The sequence below is a fragment of the Halorubrum depositum genome (assembly GCF_007671725.1).
Classification (GTDB): domain Archaea; phylum Halobacteriota; class Halobacteria; order Halobacteriales; family Haloferacaceae; genus Halorubrum; species Halorubrum depositum.
Genome location: NZ_VCNM01000001.1, coordinates 1,203,317 through 1,219,550 on the forward strand (window position 1 = coordinate 1,203,317; position 16,234 = coordinate 1,219,550).

Here is a 16,234-nt window from a genome sequence, read left to right on the forward strand (position 1 = left end):
CCCAGCCGGAGATGCAGGTCGGGGAGAGTATCCGACTCGTCCGTGCAGATGATCGATGTGAGGGTGGCCGCTGTCGGTCCACAAGAGTGCGAGTCGCAGACGGGCGGGGCATCTGGATGAGTTCCGCGGGCGATCGATCTCCGTAATCCGGCCGATACCCTTTTCGAAGAAAGAGGTGAGGAGCCTACAATCCGAGGTACAGCTCCATCAGCTCGTCTTCCTCGGAGAGGTCCTCGGGCGGGCCGTCGAACTGCACTTCCCCCTCCGCAAGGATGTACACGTAGTCGGCCAACCGGAGCGCGGCCCGCACGTTCTGTTCGATCAACACGACCTGTGCACCCCGGTCGACGAGCCGCTCGATGAGCCCGAACGCGTCGTCGACGAGCCGCGGTGCGAGCCCGGCCGACGGCTCGTCGAGCAGGAAGGTGTCGGCCCCGGTCATCATCGCGCGACCCAGACTCACCATCATCTGTTGGCCGCCTGAGAGGTCTCGCGCCTTCTGACCGAGTTTGTCTTCTAACGCCGGGAACACCTCGATCACCTCGTCCATTCGCTCCTCGATCACCGCGTCGTCGTCGACCGTGAACGCTCCGACCAGCAGGTTCTCTTTCACTGAGAGGCTGCCGAAGATCCCGCCGCCCTGCGGGAGCGTCGCGATTCCGTGCGTGACGATGTCCTCGGGTTTCGTCTCGGTGAGGTCGACATCGCCGTAGGTGATCGTGCCGTCCCACACCGGAACGATGCCGTTCAGCGTCTTCAGGAACGTCGATTTGCCGGAGCCGTTCGGCCCGAAGATACACGTCACGCCGTCGCGGCTCTCGAAGGTGATCCCGTGGAGCACCTGATGCCGATCGTAGCCCGCTTCGACGCCAGTGGCCGAGAGCGTCGGCACGTCGGCCCGGTCGCTCATATCGGCACCTCGTCGTCCTCCGCGGTCGTTCCACCGAGGTACGCCTCTCGGACGGCGTCGTCCTGAGAGACCTCCTCGAAGTCGCCCTGTGCGATGTGGCTCCCGGAGTCGAACACGGACACCGTGTCCGCGAGCGTCTTCATCACGTGCATGTCGTGTTCGATGACGACGAACGTCGTCCCGTCGTCGTTCAGCTCGTGGATGTGATCCATGATGCGTGACTCGAGCGCCGGGTTGACGCCCGCAGCTGGCTCGTCCAGCATCACGAGCTCCGGGTCGAGCATCAGCACCCGTCCGAGTTCCAGCAGTTTCTGTTGCCCGCCGGACATGCCGCGGGCCTCGTTGTCGGCGATGTGATCGATCTCGAGGAACTCCATGATCTCCCCGGCGCGGTCGCGTTTCTCCTCGCGCGAGCGGCCGTCGTCGGTCTGGACCGCGAGCATGTTCTGTCGCACGGTCATGTTCTTGAACGGAGAGACTATCTGGAAGGTACGTCCGAGTCCCCGGCGGGCGAGCCGATGGGGTTCCCAGCCGGTGACCTCCTCGCCGTCGAAGTGGACTCTCCCGCCGTCGGGCTTGTAAAAGCCCGTGACTGTGTTGAAGAACGTCGTTTTTCCGGAGCCGTTCGGGCCGATGATGCCGCGGATCTCGCCGCGCTCGACCGAGACCGAGATCTTATCGTTGGCGGTCAGCGCACCGAATCGCTTCGTCAGGTCGGTCGTTCGGAGTATGTCGTCGGTCATAGTAGGTCGAACTTCTCCCCGAGTTCTCTCACGTTCTTGCGCACGTCGTCGCGGTCGACCTCCCCGCGGAGGATCCCGATGATGCCGCTCGGCGCGAACAGGACGGTGACCATGATCAGCGTGCCGATGAGCGGTAGGTAGAACGTGGTCGATCCGAGGAACACCGACGAGAGCCGCTCCAACAGGAACACGAGCAGGCCGCCGGCGACCGGCCCGGTGAGCGTGCCCAGTCCGCCCAGAAGCGCCATGATCACCATCCGATCGGTGATGATCGGCGCGAGGACGTCGTTCGGGTGGATGTAGACGATGTACCACGCGTGAACCGATCCGAAGACGGCCGCGACGACACACGAGAGCACGTACACCTGCCGTTTCACCCGGGTGGTGTCGATGCCGAGCGACTCGGCGGCGTCCTGGTCGTCCCGCAGCGCCTTCACCCGGTAGCCGAACTCGTGACGTTCGAACAGGTAGTAGGTGAGCGCCATCGTGGCCAGACACAACAGGAGCATCGCGTAGTAGAAGAACGTCTCGCCGATCTCGAACGGGACCGCGATCCCAATGAGCGTGTCCGGCGAGCGAGGCAGGCTCAACCCGAATGTCCCGCCGGTGATCCCGGTCACGAGCGCCGCCTGCTTCATCGACTCGGCGAACGCCCACGTCGCGATCGCGAAGTACGCTCCGGTGAGCCGGAGCGTCGGCACGGCGACGAGGTACGAGATCGCCGCCGAGGCGACGAGCGCGAGCGCGAAGCCGACGAGGAACGGGAAGCCGAACTGCACCATCGCGATCCCGGCCGCGAAGGCGCCGATCCCGAAGTAGGCCCCGTGGCCGAAGTCCAGGTAGCCGGCGTAGCCGCCGATCATGTTCCACGACTGCGCGAGGCCGATCCACATCAGCGCACCCACTCCGATCCGGGCCCAAAAGTTCCCGAACGCGATCGGCCACACGATCAGCAGGACGCCGAGCGCGACGTACCAGTGGCGGCGAGCTCCGGGGATCCGGTCGAGGAAGGGAACGTCGTCGGTCATGTGGCCCACTCTCCCTTACCGAGGATCCCCGCCGGCGAGACCAGCAGGACGAGGTAGATGATCGCGAACAGCACGAGCAACACCAGGTTCCCGCTGATGTACACCGCCGTGAACGACTGGGTGAGCCCGAGGACGATTCCGGCGAGGATGACTCCCGGGAGGTAACCCATGCCGGCGAGCACAACCATGAAGAACGCGAACGCGGTGTACTGTAACCCCATTCCGGGGTTCGCCGTGAACGTCATGCCGATGAACACGCCCGCGCTGCCGGTCAGCGCGGCGTACGCGCCGTAGGCGATCGACTGGTAGCGGTTGATGTTGATCCCCATCAGCCGCGCGTTCGTCCGGTCCTCGGCGATCGCGCGGATCGCCATTCCCCCCCGCGTTCGATACAGGTAGTACATGAACACGACCAAGGCAGTGACGCCGAACACCGCCGTCACCGTACGGACGACCGGGAACGTGCCGACTCCGGGAACCGCCACCCCGCCGGTTAACAGCGAAGACGGGACGTCCCGATTGTTCGGGCCGAAGATCGTGAGCACCGACCCGCGGAGGAACGTCGCGAGCCCGAAGGTGAACACGAGCCCCATCAACAGCGGGTGGGGTCTGTCGCCCGTCGTCACGTGGTGGATCAGCGGCTGGATCAGCGCGCCGAGCGCGAAGAAGACGACGAGCACGATCGGGATGGCGAATATCCCCTCGGCGCCGAACAGGGGGGCGAGCACCGCCCCCATGAACGCGCCGACCATCACGTACTCGCCGACCGCGAAGTCGACGACTTCGAGGACGCCGAACGCTAACGAGAATCCGACGCCGATCGTGACGTAAATCCCCCCGAGCAGGAGGCCGTTGATGACGATCTGTGTGAACAGGCCGATATCGACCATTTACTCGGTGGTTACCGCTCGTCCCACGCGGGGACGGGATAGTTGGCCTCGCCGGTCGCGGATTCCTCGGGGCCGACGATCGTCGGCGAGCCGTCCTCGCCGAGCTGGATGAGGAGGGGCTGAGTGTTGATGTTGTTGTGGTGGTATTCGCCTCCCGTCTCGAAGGCGACGTCACCGTAGAAGGTGTTCACCTCGATCTCCTCGAGGATCCCGATCAGCTCGTCCTTGTCGTCCTGGGAGAGCGGCGGCGCCGCGCCGAGCTCCTTGAACGCCTCTTGGAAGACGATCCCTGCGGCCGTCGATCCGGCCTGCGTGTAGTCCGGTGCGGTGTCGTACGCGGACTGGGAGGCGTCCGCGTACGCCTGCGGGGAGTCGAAGAGGACGCCCCCTTCCCGGTCGACGCCCGGGATCCAGACGGTCGCGCCGAAGGTGTACGGCGCCTGGGCGCCCGCGCCGTCCTTGTACGAGCCGGTGTTGACGCCGTAATGCATCAGGAACCCGTCGGGGTTGTAGCCGAGCTGTTCGGCCGCGTTGACGAGGTTGACGTGGCTCCCGATGTGTCCCCCGTGGAGGTGGAGGTCCGGGTCGGCGTTCTGGGCCGCGCTCACGACGTTGGTGTAGTCGGTGTCGCGCGGGAACTGCTCGTAGTTCTCGACCGTGATTCCGGCCTCCTCGGCGGCGGCCTGCATCGAATCGCCGGTCGCGACCGAGAAGGGTTCGTTGACGGCCGTGATGTAGACGGAGTCGGGCTGCGGCTCGAGGTTGAGCAGTGCGGAGGCCGCTTCGTTCCCGATGATGCTCACCGTCGGGATCGTCCCGAAGCTGTACTCGTACCCCTCCTGCCAGATCTGTGGTGACTCGGCGCTCCCGGTGATGTGGGGCATCGAGTTCTGGTCCATGATCGGACAGACGGCGAGAGTGACGTTGCTCGAGTACGGGCCGAGGATCGCGTCGGCGCCGTCGTTGATCATCTCAGACGCCGCGTCCGCCCCCGTCGAAGGGTTCGACTGCGCGTCGGCGTACTCTATCTGCACCTCGTACGTCTCTCCACCGATCTCGATGCCGCCTTGTTCCTCGTTTATCGTGTCCGCCCAGAGGTCGTATCCGCGCTGAGTGACTTCGCCACCGAACCGGAGATCCCCTGAGAGCGAGGTCACCGCGCCGAGTTTGAAGTAGTCACGGCCTGAACCGCCTCCAAGCCCGGCACAGCCTGCGAGGCCGACTGCGGTCGCCGTACCGCCGACGCTTTTCAGAAACGTCCGCCGATCCTTGTGTTTGCGTGTCATAGCTACACAAGCTATACTCAAACTTCCTGTAATAAGTGTTGGGTTCGAGATATTTGATTGCGTTGAACAGGGTCCAAATTAAACCGGATAGGTAGTATTTGGATGGTCTCTCGTGGTTGAACCTGAACAGCCATTAATTATTTATTCCCATCACCGAATTCATGTGGCATGGTACCAAGCCCGTCGATCGACGAGATCCACTTCTCGATGGAGCCGGATGTGGAGACGGTTCCCGGACCACGAACAGGGCAGTTGATCGAACAGCAACGAGAGATCGATAGCAACGCCGTCGCCTATCCGCGACGCATACCGATCGCGATCGAGGAGGCCAAAGGCGCGACCATCAGGGACGTCGACGGGAACACCTTCCTCGACTTCTTCGCCGGAATCGGCGTGTTGAACGTCGGTCACTCCAACCCGTACGTGCTCGAGGGCGTCCACGAGCAGCTCGATAAGGTCGCTCACACGGTGGACTTCCCCACCGAGGCGCGGATCGAGTTCATCGAACGGCTCAACGACATCGCCCCTGACGGTCTCGGCGGGAACAGTAAGGTCATCTTCGGCGGACCGAGCGGCAGCGACGCGATCGAGGGGTCGATCAAGCTCGCCAAACACAACACCGGCCGCCACGGCACGCTCGCCTTCGAGGGGTCGTACCACGGGACGACGGCCGGTGCGCTCAGCCTCACCGCCGGCAAGGCGTACAAGCAGGGGTACGGCCCGCTGTTGGCCGACGCCGTCCACGTCCCGTTCCCCGACCCGAGCGAACCGGGCCCGACCGGTGACGTCGAGTCGTTCTGTCCCGCGGAGAACTGTTGTCAGGCGGGTACCTGTGCCCGTGCGCTGGACGCGGTCCAACGGAAGTTCGAGGGCCCGTACGGGGGCCACGAGTCGCCCGCCGGGATCTGGGTCGAGCCGATCCAGGGCGAGGGCGGCGTGGTCGTCCCGCCGGAGGGGTTCCTGAAAGGACTCCGCGACATCGCGGACGACAACGACGCGCTACTCGTGTTCGACGAGATCCAGACCGGGTTCGGACGCACCGGCGAGTGGTTCGCGGCCGACCACTGGGACGTGACGCCGGACGCGATGACGATGGCGAAGGGGATCGGCGGCTCCGGGCTCCCCATCGGCGCGATGATGTATCACGAGGAGTACGACACGTGGGGCCCGGGCGGTCACGTCGGCACCTTCCGCGGGAACGTCCCCGCGTTCGTCGGCGGAACGCGCGCGATAGAGTACATCGAATCGCACGACCTCCTCGATCACGCGACCGAGGTCGGGGCCTACATCCGGTCGCGATTCCGTGAGCTCGCCGAGGACGTCCCCGAAATCGTCGACATCCGCGGAAAAGGCCAGTTCACCGGCGTCGAATTTGCAGTGGATGGTGACCCCTCGAAGTCGCTCGTCGAATCGATCCAACGCGAGTGTTACCACAGGGGCGTTCTCGTGTGGTACGCCGGCCGCCACAAGAGCGTCCTTCGGCTGCTTCCGCCGCTCGTGTTGACGCAACGCCAAGCGGAGATCGGACTGGACATCATCACCGAATCGATCCGTGACGTCCTCGCGGACCGCGACTGACGAGCTTCCGCAGCGTCGGTCACTCTATGTCGTCGCCGGTCTCGTCGAGCCCGTGCGAGTTCAGTATGGTCTCCTCGCTGTAGTCGCGTAACATCCCCACGCTCTCGTCGGCTTTGATCGAACTGATCACGAACTTCGAACTCGTCCGTTGGATACCGTCGATGGCCTCGAACTCCTCGACGAGCGTCTCGATCATGTCGCGAGACGGAAGCCGTGAGATAACGATGAAGTCCGTATCGCCCATCATAAAGTACACCTCGTTTACCCCCTCGATGGCGGCCAACTCCTTTCCGACCTCCTCCTGATACCCCTCTCCGAACTCGGCGAGGACTTCGGAGATGACCGTGAGACCGAGTCCGGCCTTTTCGAAATCGATCTCGAACAGGTCGTTTTTGATCACTCCCCGGTCCTTCATGTTCTTGATCCGGTAGTGGACGGTCGATTTGGGGATGTCCGTCTCCTCCTGTATGCGTTCGGGGCTGGTGGAGTCGTTCTCCGCGATCGAGCGGAGAATGCGAACGTCTCGGCCATCTAGTCCCATCCGTGATGCCCCTCCAAGCGATTCCGATCGTCCGTCGATCGAGGTGTAATCATATCCGTACCGTGTCGGTAGATAGCTAAATATACTTGGCTCCGTGAGAAATTCAGAAGATTGCGAGTTCGTATAGAACGTAGCTAAATCGGTGTCGGTTCGTCCCGGCATCGAGCGGTATACTGAATCGGACGGGGTTTCCAACCCCTGGTCGGAGACCGTCACGAGCGAGCGATCGGTAGGGCCGATTCCGCACCGCCGGGCGAGTCGGTCGTGTCCGTCTGCAGTCTCACTCGGTGGCGACATGATCGCGGGATACCCCAACCGCGACACCGGCCGCAACGAGATCCTCGCGGGAGCGGTCGCGGGGCTCGTCGCTTTCCTCCCGTACCTCCTCGGCCGGCTCCTCTGATCGGCGGTGGAAGACCCTGTCATCCCTCGGATCACGGGTGCGAGCGTCACGACCAGTCTCGTCGTCGGTGACGACTCGGCGATCGAACGGGGAATATTTCGCGGGACCGTGTTTTGCTGAACGCGAGCGTTCAGATCACCGAGAGGGCGGAGGATCGGTCTCACCGATCCGCTCGCGAGGGCGACGCCGAGCGCTGCGACCACCGGGTGTAATGACGCGGGCGACCGAAGGGCGACGCGAATGTCGTTCGACCCCGACCGCGTCCGGACGGTGACGTTCGACTCGTACAGCACCCTCGTCGACGTGGAGGCAGCGGAGGCCGCGCTCGCCGACCGCGTGGCCGACCCCGAGCCGGTGTCGCGGCTCTGGCGGTCGCGGTCGCTGGCGTACACGTTCGTCGCGAACGCGATCGACGCCTACCAGCCGTTCTACGAGATGAATCGAGACGCGCTGACGTACGCCCTGGAGGCGCACGGCGTCGACCTCCCGGCGGCCGAGCGCGACGAGATCCTCGCGGTGTACCACGAGTTAGAGGTGTTCGACGACGTCCGCTCGGGGATCGAGCGCCTCCGCGAGGGCGGCTACGAGCCGTACGTGCTCTCGAACGGGAACCCGGCGATGCTCGAGTCGATGGTCGAACACGCCGGGATCGAGGACCTCGTCGCGGACGCGATAAGCGCCGACGAGGTGGAGACGTTCAAGCCGGCCGCGGCGCTGTACCGCCACGGCGCCGCCCGAACCGGGACGCCGATCGACGAGGTCGTCCACGTCACCGCCGGCTGGTTCGACGTGATGGGCGCCGCTCACGCCGGGATGCAGGCGGTCCGCCTCGACCGGAAGGGGACCCCGTGGGAGCCGTTCGGCGGCGCCCCGGACCGCACGGTCGAGTCGATCCACGAACTGGCGGACGCGCTGGGGGTCTGAATCTCGATGTCCGAGCGTGACGCGGACCCGGGAGAACGGTCCCACCCACCGACAGACGCGCTCCCGGACCTCTCGGCGAAGGTCGCCGTCGTCACGGGCGGCGGGCGCGGGATCGGGGAGGCGATCGCGCTCGGACTGGCGACGGCCGGCGCGACGGTCGTCCCCGCGGCGCGGACGGAGGGAGAGGTCGAGGCGGTCGCCGAGACGATCCGCGAGCGCGGCGGAACGGCGCGGGGGGTCACCGCCGACGTGACGGACGACGCCGACGTCGAGGCGCTTGTCGCGGAGACCGTCGAGCGCTTCGGCTCGCTGGACGTGCTCGTCAACAACGCGGGGTTCAACCCCGACGACGCGCTCGGCGACCCCGCGGAGATCGACGCCGACGCGGTCGACGACGTGCTCGACGTGAACCTGCGGGGCGCGTTCCGGACGCTCCGGGCGGCCGGCCCGCACCTGCAGGAGTCGGGCGGAAGCGTCGTCAACGTCGCCAGCGTGGCGGGGGAGGTCGGCCTGCCGCGGCAACACTCGTACGTCGCCTCGAAGCACGGGCTCGTCGGGCTCACGAAGAGCGCGGCGATCGACTGGGCGCCCGAGGTCCGAGTGAACGCGGTCGCGCCGGGCTACGTCGCGACCGATCTCACCGAAACGCTCCGGGAGAGCGAGCGGCTCCGGGAGTCGATCCTCGACCGGACCCCGCTGGATCGCTTCGCCGACCCGATGGAGGTCGCCGGACCGGTCGTCTTTCTCGCCAGCGACGCCGCGAGCTTCGTCACCGGCGAGACGCTGGCGGCCGACGGCGGCTGGACCGCGCGGTGAGGGGATCGGTCGAACGCGGCGTCGCGGCGGCGCATCGTCGCGTCGGCGCGTCGGCGCGTCGTCGCCGGCCGAGCGAAGTCTCACGCCGACGTCGGCCGGCCGTCGAGCGCGACGTCGAGCGGGTCCTCGATCTCGCCGACGACCGCCTCCAGCGCGTCTGTCGCCGTGATCAGTCCGACGATCGTCCCGTCGTCGACGACGAGCGCGAGCTCCTGGTTAGCGTCCTGAAACCGGTCGACCGCGTCGCTGATGTGCACCTCGGGCCCGAGCGTCATCGGCGGGGCGGCCACGTCTTCGAAGTCGACCGTCCCGCCGCGGAGCGCGTCGATCCCGTCGACGACGGACGGGACGTAGACGATCCCGCGGAACTCGTCCGGGTCGGCCGGGTCGTCGCCGATCAGCGGGAACCGGGTGTGCGGGCTGCCGCCGATCCGGTCGAGGTTCTCCGCCACGCTCGCGGTCGTCGAGAGGAAGACGACCTCCTCGCGGGGCGTCATGACCGTGTCGACCGTGGTCTCGCCGATGGTGAGGGCGTTGAGAACCTCCTCGCGGCGCTCGACGGTGAGATCGCTGCGGGAGAGGAGCGAGCCGAGCCGGTTGCGCAGGTCCGCGCGCGACTCGACGCGGTCGGTCTCCGTCTCGAGCCACGCCCCGGTCATCTCGACGCCGAAGCGCCGGAGCGTCCACTTGGCGACCGCGTCGCCGAGAACGATGACCGGGTACAGCAGTTTCGCGAACCAGTAGAGCGGCGTCGCGCCGTACCGGGCGACGAACTTCGTGCGCTCGACGCCGAGGTACGTGGGGGTCTGCTCGCCGTGCGTGAGGTGGAGCAAGTTGATGATCACGAACCCGACTACCGCGCCGGCGCCGACCGACGCGAGCGCCGTGTTCGCGAACAGCGGCTCGACGAGCGACGCGAGCGCCGGCTCCGCGACGATCCCGACCGCGATGCTCGTCGCCGAGATCCCCACCTGACAGCTGGTGAGGTAGATCTCGAGATCCTGCGTCATCTCCCACGCCCGCCGGAGTCCCGGCGCGTCGAACTCCGACTCCGGGAACTGGCGCACTCGGGTCAGGGCGAACTCGATCGCGACGAAGAACCCGTTCGCGAGAATAAGCAGCATCCCGGCGGTCAGACGGAGGGCGACCTCGAACCCGTACATACGAAAGGGTGGCCGCGTCGGCGTGATATAGGTGGCTACGATCCCCGCGCGGTCGGAGCGAGAGCCACGTCTCTTAAGTAGAATTTCGGCGCCGGTAGTGGGCTCGGGCGGGTTCGAACCGCACGACTGCAGGTAACTCACCCATCACAACCTCGAGACAGAGAAGGTGTAAGATGAGCACATAGAGGTCAAGTTGGGGCAGAGTAAATAAAAAACCAGTGAACCGACAGAATACGCTTTTAAGTGGCAGAAGACTGCTGTCTTTCAGGTTAGCTCGCTTCTACTTCTTTCAAAACTAAATAGCTCATACGAACCAGAGCGACGAAGAATAGAGAGATACCGAGCGCAAAAGCTCCCGTCGCAAACAGGGGAATCCATTCTTGGTAAATCAGCGCTGTGCTGACAGCAGCGTACATCCAGGCAAACACGACTACTAAGATCAATATCCACCAAGCTCTATGATCTGAATCACTACGAAATAAGAGGATGCTCAAGAGGCTCGTGAGAGCGGCGAGAAAAACCGGAGGCGTACCCCAGGGTGATAGAAGTGGAACCCAATTTATCCAAAGTTGCAAATAAATCAGGTACTGAGCAGCTAATTTGATTATCAAATGTATTGTGATTGCTATTCCAGACAACGCCATGCAAATGGCTCCAACTGCTAAGATCCGAGCAGGATCGGTCGTTGACACGCCAGAGAACATGCCTCCGCTTGAATCATTGCTTCTGATTGTAGATTGACCGATGTATATCAGTGCAGTAAAAGACAGTACAATCAGCTGTAAAAAAGTCAGTAAAGTGCCTGTTTCAACCGTCATATCATCTGTCTCGTAGATGAATTACTTAAATCAGGTTGACTCCTCAAAAAGACGGATGAAAAGATCCCGCCGCTGTGCAACCTATAAAAGCAAGAAATTTCTTGTCCTCAAACAATCATAACGACGCCGCTCGCGTGATGCCCGCGACAGCGACAGTGGGCTCGGGCGTGTTCGAACCTCACTCACTCCGCTCGCTCCGTTCCCTGCTTCGAACCGCGCCCTCAGACACGCACGACGCTGTCGCTCGCGGGGTGCTCGCGACAGCGACAGTGGGCTCGGGCGGGTTCGAACCGCCGATCTCAGCCTTGTAAAGGCCGCGTCATAACCAGCTAGACCACGAGCCCTCACGGGTTGCAACCCGCCCGGAGCGGAAAACGGTTTCTTTCTCCGACGCGACGATCGACCGTGAACCGCCGCCTCGCCGGGGTCGCCGCCGGCCTCGCGCTGATCGTCGCCGTCGCGATCGCCGTCGCCGCGGCGAACCCGGCCCTCCTGATCACCGGCTACGAGACGACGACCGTGGAAGCCGTCGACGGCGAGACCGGCGAGTCGCTCGCGACCGTCGAGGCCCGCGTCGCCGACGGTCTCGTGAAACAGTACGTGGGGCTCTCGGCGACCGGGGAACTCAAGGAGGGCGAGGGGATGCTGTTCGTCCACGAGGACGCCGCCGAGCGCGCCTACGTGATGCGGGAGATGGCGTTTGCGCTCGACATCGTCTTCGTCGCCCCGGACGGGACGATCACGACGATCCACGAGGCGGAGCCGGAGTCGCGCCCCTACACCCGACACCGCGGCACGGGGCGGTACGTCCTCGAAGTGCCGCGCGGGTGGAGCGAGCGCCACGGCGTCGAGCCGGGCGATCGGATCGTCGTCGACCGCGAGTGAGAGACGTCGCCGAACGCGTCGGCCGAGCGCGACGAAACCGATTTCCCCCTCGCAGTCGTCGACCAGATCATGACCGGGCTCCCCGCACGGATCGCGTGGAACCTCCGCCACCGCTGGCGGCGGGTGTTCGCGCTCCTCGTGGTGGGCGGCGGCGTCGCCGCCCCGTTCGTCACCGGGCTCTGGTGGACCCTCCCGCTGGTCTGGTTCTTCGGGCTGTTCGTCGCGCTCCCCGTGCTCCACACCCTGACGCGGCCCCTACCCGACCGTGACGGCGACGATGAGCGGGACGCCGACCCCGCGCTCGACGCCCTCCGGGAGCGCTACGCGCGCGGCGAGATCGACGAGCGGGAGTTCGAGCGGAAGCTCGACCGCCTGCTGGAGACCGAGGACGCCGAGACCGTCGACCGGGCCGGCGACGACGTCGCCGACCGGGTCCGCGAGGGGGTCCGGCGCGAGGTCGAACGGATCCGGGAGTGACCGACGCGTGACCAGCCGACCGCTCCCGTCGTGATCCCGAGCGTCCTGACGTATCCGGTCCGCGGATCACCGCGTCTCGACGCCGTCGTTGTCGGCGGCGGGCTCCACCTGCTCGCCGTCTGGCTCCCCCTGCTGCCGCTCGTCGCGGTCGTCGGCTACCTCGCGCGGGTGCTCGCGGCGACCGCGACGACGGAGCCACACCGCGACCCGGGCCGACCCGGCTGGCGACCGATCCGCCCCCTGCTCGGCGACGGGCTCCGACTCTGTGCGACCGTCATCGGCTACCTCGCGGTCCCGGTCGTCCTCCTGACCGTGACCCTCGGAGGGCCGTTAGAGGGGATCGACCCGACCGGCACGACCGACGGGATCTTCTTCATCGTCGGGACCACCGTCTCGACGCTGCTGGCGGCGGCTATCTGCTACCCGCTCCCGGCCGCGCTCGTCGCCGTCGCCCGGGAGCGCTCGCTGCGCGCGGCCGCCGACGCGACGCTCGTCGGGGTCGCGACCCGCGACGCCGGCTACCTCGTCGCGGTCCTGCTCGCGGCCGGCGGCCTCGGCGTCACGTTCGCGGCGTACGCGACGCTCAACGCCGTCGCTGCGGGATTCTTCGTCGCGTTCTACGTCGAGGTCGTCGCCGCGGCCGCGGTCGGGACGGCGACCGGCCGGGCGTGGGAGCGACGGGGCGTCTAAGAGGCGGTTCAGACCCGCGATCGATTCAGATCGGCGTCTTCGAGCGACCGGCTGTGAACCGCCTCGCCGGACTTCCCGTCGAACACGTGGATCGCGTTCTCGGGGATCGCGATGACGGCTTCGGCCCCGGTGTCGATCTGGCGGAGCCCGTCGACCGTCGCGACCAGCTCCGGCCCGTCGTCGACCGAGAGGTGGACGACGTTCTCGTCGCCCATCGGCTCCACCACGTCGACCACGGCGGCGAAGGCGTGGTCGCCCGCATCGGTCGCGTCGGCGCCAACGTCGACCGCGACGTCCTCGGGGCGAATCCCGAGTGTCACGGTCTCGCTGTCCGCGACCGTGGCGGCCGCCTCGTCGGCGAGGGGGTACCGGAACGCGCCGTCGACGAGCACGTCGCCCTCGACCGCGCAGCCGACGAAGTTCATCGACGGCTCGCCGATGAAGCCGGCGACAAACTGGTTCGCGGGACGGTGATACGCCTCCAGCGGCGTCGCCACCTGCTGGAGTTCACCCCCGTCGAGGATGGCGATCCGGTCGCCCATCGTCATCGCCTCCGTCTGGTCGTGCGTGACGTAGACGGTGGTCGTGTCGAGGTCGGCCTGAAGCTGTTGGAGCTCCGTGCGCATCTGCGAGCGGAGCTTCGCGTCGAGGTTGCTGAGCGGCTCGTCCATCAGGAACGCCTTCGGCTCGCGCACGATGGCGCGGCCGAGCGCGACGCGCTGCTGTTGCCCGCCAGAGAGCGCGCCGGGCTTGCGGTCGAGCAGCTCGGTGATGTCGAGCAGCTCCGCCGTCTCCTCGACGCGGCGATCCATCTCGTCGTCGTCGAGACCGGTCGACTCCTCTAACCCGAAGCGCATGTTCTGTCGGACGGTCATATGCGGGTACAGCGCGTAGCTCTGGAACACCATCGCGATATCCCGCTCGGCGGGACCCTGCTCGTTCATCCGCTCGCCGTCGAGTCTGATCTCCCCGTCCGTGATCGATTCGAGCCCGGCGACCATCCGCAGGGTCGTGGACTTGCCACAGCCCGAAGGGCCGACGAGGACGAGGAACTCTCCGTCCGAGATGTCCACGTTCACGTCGTCTACGGCGAGGACGGAGCCGTCCCCCTCGCCGAACCGTTTCGTCACCGAATCGAGTTCGAGTCGTGCCATTATGTATCACCTGCGACGCCTTTCGCGAACTGCTCTCCGAAGAGGACGTACACGACGAGCGTCGGCAACGCCGCGACGAACGCCCCCGCCATCTGGAGGTTGAACTGCTGGACGAACGACCCCTGCAGCTGATTCAACGCGACCGTCACCACTTGGTTGGACGGGTCGCTGACCAGCACGATGGCGAACAGGAGGTCGTTCCAGATCTGCGTGAACTGGTAGATGAGCGTCACCGCGAAGATCGGGATCGATAGCGGGAGGATGATACGGCGGTACACCGTCGCCGCCGAGGCGCCGTCCAGCCGCGCCGCCTCCAGCATCTCGTCGTCGATCGTCGCGTAGTACGAGCGGAACAGCACCGTACAGATCGGGATCCCGTACGCGACGTGCGTGATCCCGAGGTTGATCAGCCCCTCGTTGTCGCTGACGATGCCGAGTGGGATCCGCCCGCCGAGGTCGACGAACGACCAGAACTGGGTCAGCGGCACCAGCACCGCCTGGTACGGGATGAACACGCCGGCGACGAACAGCATCAGGACGCCGACCTGTCCGCGCCAGCTGAGGTTCGTCAGCCCGTACGCTGCGAGCGACCCGAACAGCGCCGACAGCACCGTCGCCGGCACCGCCATCGTGGCGCTGTTGAGAAGCCCGGCCGACAGCCGGTTAAACGCCGTTCCCCACGCCGAGAGGGTGAACTCCCCGAGCGGCGGGAGCGCGAACGGTGTCGTCGACCGGAAGCCGTCGGGCGTCTTGAACGCCGTCATGAAGCCGGACTCCAGCGGCGCGAGGTAAAAGGCGACCATCGCCAGTAGGACCGCGTACAGCGCGATCCGGGACGCGTCGAGGCCGAACGGCCCGTCGCTCGCGTCGGCGCTCATAGCTCACCCCGCCGGTACTGGACGAACAGGTACGGCCCGATCACGCCGAGCGCCATGGCGAAAAGCACCATCGCGACGGCGGAGCCGTACGCCCACTGGATGCGGTCGAAGGCGACGCGGTACATCATCACCGAGAGGATGTCGGCCGACTGCCCGGGGTTGACGCCGAACAGCACGAACAGGAAGTCGAACGCCTTCAGCGCGAACACGACGAGGACGACCGTCGCCGACATCGTCGAGGCCCGCAGCTGCGGGATGATCACGCGCCAGTAGAGCCGGAGCGTCGACGCGCCATCGATACGCGCCGCCTCGTACTGGGCGTCCGGGATCGCTCGCAGACCGGCGAGGTACACGACCATGCAGTAGCCGGAGAACTGCCACATCAGCGCGAAGATGATCGCCGCCAGTTTGAACTGTGGATCGGAGAGCCACGCCTGCGTGAGCGAGTCGAGTCCGACCCCACGGAGGACCTCGTTAACGAGGCCGATCCGCGGGTTGTACATCCACGACCAGAAGATGGCCGTGACGACGAACGAGAGGCTCATCGGCAGCAGGTAGATCGTCCGGAACGTGTTCTCGAGTCGGATCTTCTGGTCAACGAGTATCGCGACGAGTAGCCCCACGATCAGAGAGAGGACGGTGAACGCGAGCAGCAACACCAGCGTGTTGCGGAACGCGGCGTGGAACGACGCGTCCGTGAGCAGCCGCGTGTACATCTCCGTCGACAGCGACGAGTAGTCCGGCGAGCCGAGCCCCTCCCAGCCGGTCAGCGAGATGACGAAGTTCCAGCCGATCGCACCGTAGACGAAAAACAGCACGAGCAGTCCCGGCGGCCCCCAAAACGGGAGCGATTCGAGGAACCGATTGCGGCGGAACCGGGAGCGGAGCGACGGGGAAGACGCGCCCGCGTCTTCCGTCCCGTCAACGGCCGCGCCGCCGTCGGTTCGGGCGGGAGCGGAGCCGGCCTCGCTCGTGGTGGTCACGTCGCTGTCGGCGGAGTCAGATCCGCCGGTGGCGCGCGTCAGTGCCGCAAAAATTCGTGAGGACATC

The 16,234-nt window shown here is 65.7% G+C and carries 17 protein-coding genes and 1 tRNA gene; 6 read left to right on the forward strand and 12 right to left on the reverse strand.

Annotation, left to right across the window (positions count from 1 at the left end):
* Positions 1–184: 184 nt before the first annotated feature.
* From FGM06_RS16240 to FGM06_RS06240, 5 genes are read right to left on the reverse strand one after another with little or no spacing between them, the layout of a single operon-like run.
* A complete protein-coding gene (locus tag FGM06_RS16240; RefSeq protein WP_241662532.1) occupies positions 185–910 on the reverse strand; it encodes an ABC transporter ATP-binding protein in 726 nt (241 codons plus the stop codon).
* Entirely contained in the window at positions 907–1,653 is a 747-nt protein-coding gene (locus FGM06_RS16245; protein WP_241662533.1) for an ABC transporter ATP-binding protein, read from the reverse strand. The genes FGM06_RS16240 and FGM06_RS16245 overlap by 4 nt, the downstream gene beginning before the upstream one ends.
* Complete coding sequence (locus FGM06_RS06230; protein WP_144798247.1) at positions 1,650–2,681, reverse strand: branched-chain amino acid ABC transporter permease; 1,032 nt, start codon at positions 2,679–2,681, stop codon at positions 1,650–1,652. The genes FGM06_RS16245 and FGM06_RS06230 overlap by 4 nt, the downstream gene beginning before the upstream one ends.
* The gene (locus tag FGM06_RS06235) at positions 2,678–3,571 is read right to left on the reverse strand and encodes a branched-chain amino acid ABC transporter permease (protein ID WP_144798248.1); all 894 of its coding nucleotides are present in this window, start codon (positions 3,569–3,571) and stop codon (positions 2,678–2,680) included. Before FGM06_RS06235 ends, FGM06_RS06230 begins: the two co-directional genes overlap by 4 nt.
* Positions 3,572–3,582: 11 nt before the next feature.
* The gene (locus FGM06_RS06240) at positions 3,583–4,857 is read right to left on the reverse strand and encodes an amino acid ABC transporter substrate-binding protein (protein ID WP_144798249.1); all 1,275 of its coding nucleotides are present in this window, start codon (positions 4,855–4,857) and stop codon (positions 3,583–3,585) included.
* 168 nt (positions 4,858–5,025) lie between these two features.
* Between FGM06_RS06240 and FGM06_RS06245 the strand changes: the two genes are divergently transcribed.
* Entirely contained in the window at positions 5,026–6,435 is a 1,410-nt protein-coding gene (locus tag FGM06_RS06245; protein WP_144798250.1) for an aspartate aminotransferase family protein, read from the forward strand.
* Positions 6,436–6,454: 19 nt separating this feature from the next.
* Here FGM06_RS06245 and FGM06_RS06250 read toward each other — a convergent pair whose 3' ends face one another.
* Positions 6,455–6,976, reverse strand: coding sequence for an Lrp/AsnC family transcriptional regulator (locus FGM06_RS06250; RefSeq protein ID WP_144798251.1), 522 nt, complete (start codon positions 6,974–6,976; stop codon positions 6,455–6,457).
* Between the two features lie 643 nt (positions 6,977–7,619).
* Here FGM06_RS06250 and FGM06_RS06255 point away from each other — a divergent pair.
* On the forward strand, positions 7,620–8,303 hold the full coding sequence (locus FGM06_RS06255) for a haloacid dehalogenase type II (RefSeq protein WP_144798252.1): 684 nt from the start codon (positions 7,620–7,622) through the stop codon (positions 8,301–8,303).
* 6 nt (positions 8,304–8,309) lie between these two features.
* On the forward strand, positions 8,310–9,119 hold the full coding sequence (locus FGM06_RS06260; protein WP_144798253.1) for an SDR family NAD(P)-dependent oxidoreductase: 810 nt from the start codon (positions 8,310–8,312) through the stop codon (positions 9,117–9,119).
* An 80-nt stretch (positions 9,120–9,199) separates the two neighbouring features.
* Here the strand turns inward: FGM06_RS06260 and FGM06_RS06265 are convergent, their stop codons facing one another.
* The 3 genes from FGM06_RS06265 to FGM06_RS06275 form a co-directional block, all read right to left on the reverse strand.
* Positions 9,200–10,282 (reverse strand): CNNM domain-containing protein, encoded by a 1,083-nt coding sequence (locus tag FGM06_RS06265; protein WP_144798254.1) that lies wholly within the window; start codon positions 10,280–10,282, stop codon positions 9,200–9,202.
* A 269-nt stretch (positions 10,283–10,551) separates the two neighbouring features.
* Positions 10,552–11,100, reverse strand: coding sequence for a hypothetical protein (locus FGM06_RS06270; protein WP_144798255.1), 549 nt, complete (start codon positions 11,098–11,100; stop codon positions 10,552–10,554).
* Positions 11,101–11,370: 270 nt separating this feature from the next.
* Positions 11,371–11,444, reverse strand: a tRNA-Val gene (locus FGM06_RS06275).
* Between the two features lie 61 nt (positions 11,445–11,505).
* On the opposite strand from FGM06_RS06275, the gene FGM06_RS06280 reads away from it, so the two are divergent.
* The 3 genes from FGM06_RS06280 (at position 11,506) to FGM06_RS06290 (ending at position 13,152) form a co-directional block, all read left to right on the forward strand.
* Complete coding sequence (locus tag FGM06_RS06280; RefSeq protein WP_144798256.1) at positions 11,506–11,985, forward strand: DUF192 domain-containing protein; 480 nt, start codon at positions 11,506–11,508, stop codon at positions 11,983–11,985.
* Positions 11,986–12,054: 69 nt separating this feature from the next.
* Entirely contained in the window at positions 12,055–12,462 is a 408-nt protein-coding gene (locus FGM06_RS06285) for an SHOCT domain-containing protein (RefSeq protein ID WP_144798257.1), read from the forward strand.
* Positions 12,463–12,492: 30 nt separating this feature from the next.
* Positions 12,493–13,152: a DUF4013 domain-containing protein gene (locus tag FGM06_RS06290; RefSeq protein WP_144798258.1), complete on the forward strand. Its 660-nt coding sequence runs from the start codon at positions 12,493–12,495 to the stop codon at positions 13,150–13,152.
* An 8-nt stretch (positions 13,153–13,160) separates the two neighbouring features.
* Here FGM06_RS06290 and FGM06_RS06295 read toward each other — a convergent pair whose 3' ends face one another.
* The 3 genes from FGM06_RS06295 to FGM06_RS06305 are packed head-to-tail and all read right to left on the reverse strand — an operon-like array spanning position 13,161 to position 16,233.
* A complete protein-coding gene (locus FGM06_RS06295; protein WP_144798259.1) occupies positions 13,161–14,306 on the reverse strand; it encodes an ABC transporter ATP-binding protein in 1,146 nt (381 codons plus the stop codon).
* Entirely contained in the window at positions 14,306–15,184 is an 879-nt protein-coding gene (locus FGM06_RS06300; protein ID WP_144798260.1) for a carbohydrate ABC transporter permease, read from the reverse strand. The genes FGM06_RS06295 and FGM06_RS06300 overlap by 1 nt, the downstream gene beginning before the upstream one ends.
* Complete coding sequence (locus FGM06_RS06305; protein ID WP_186310979.1) at positions 15,181–16,233, reverse strand: carbohydrate ABC transporter permease; 1,053 nt, start codon at positions 16,231–16,233, stop codon at positions 15,181–15,183. Before FGM06_RS06305 ends, FGM06_RS06300 begins: the two co-directional genes overlap by 4 nt.
* Position 16,234 lies beyond the last annotated feature (1 nt).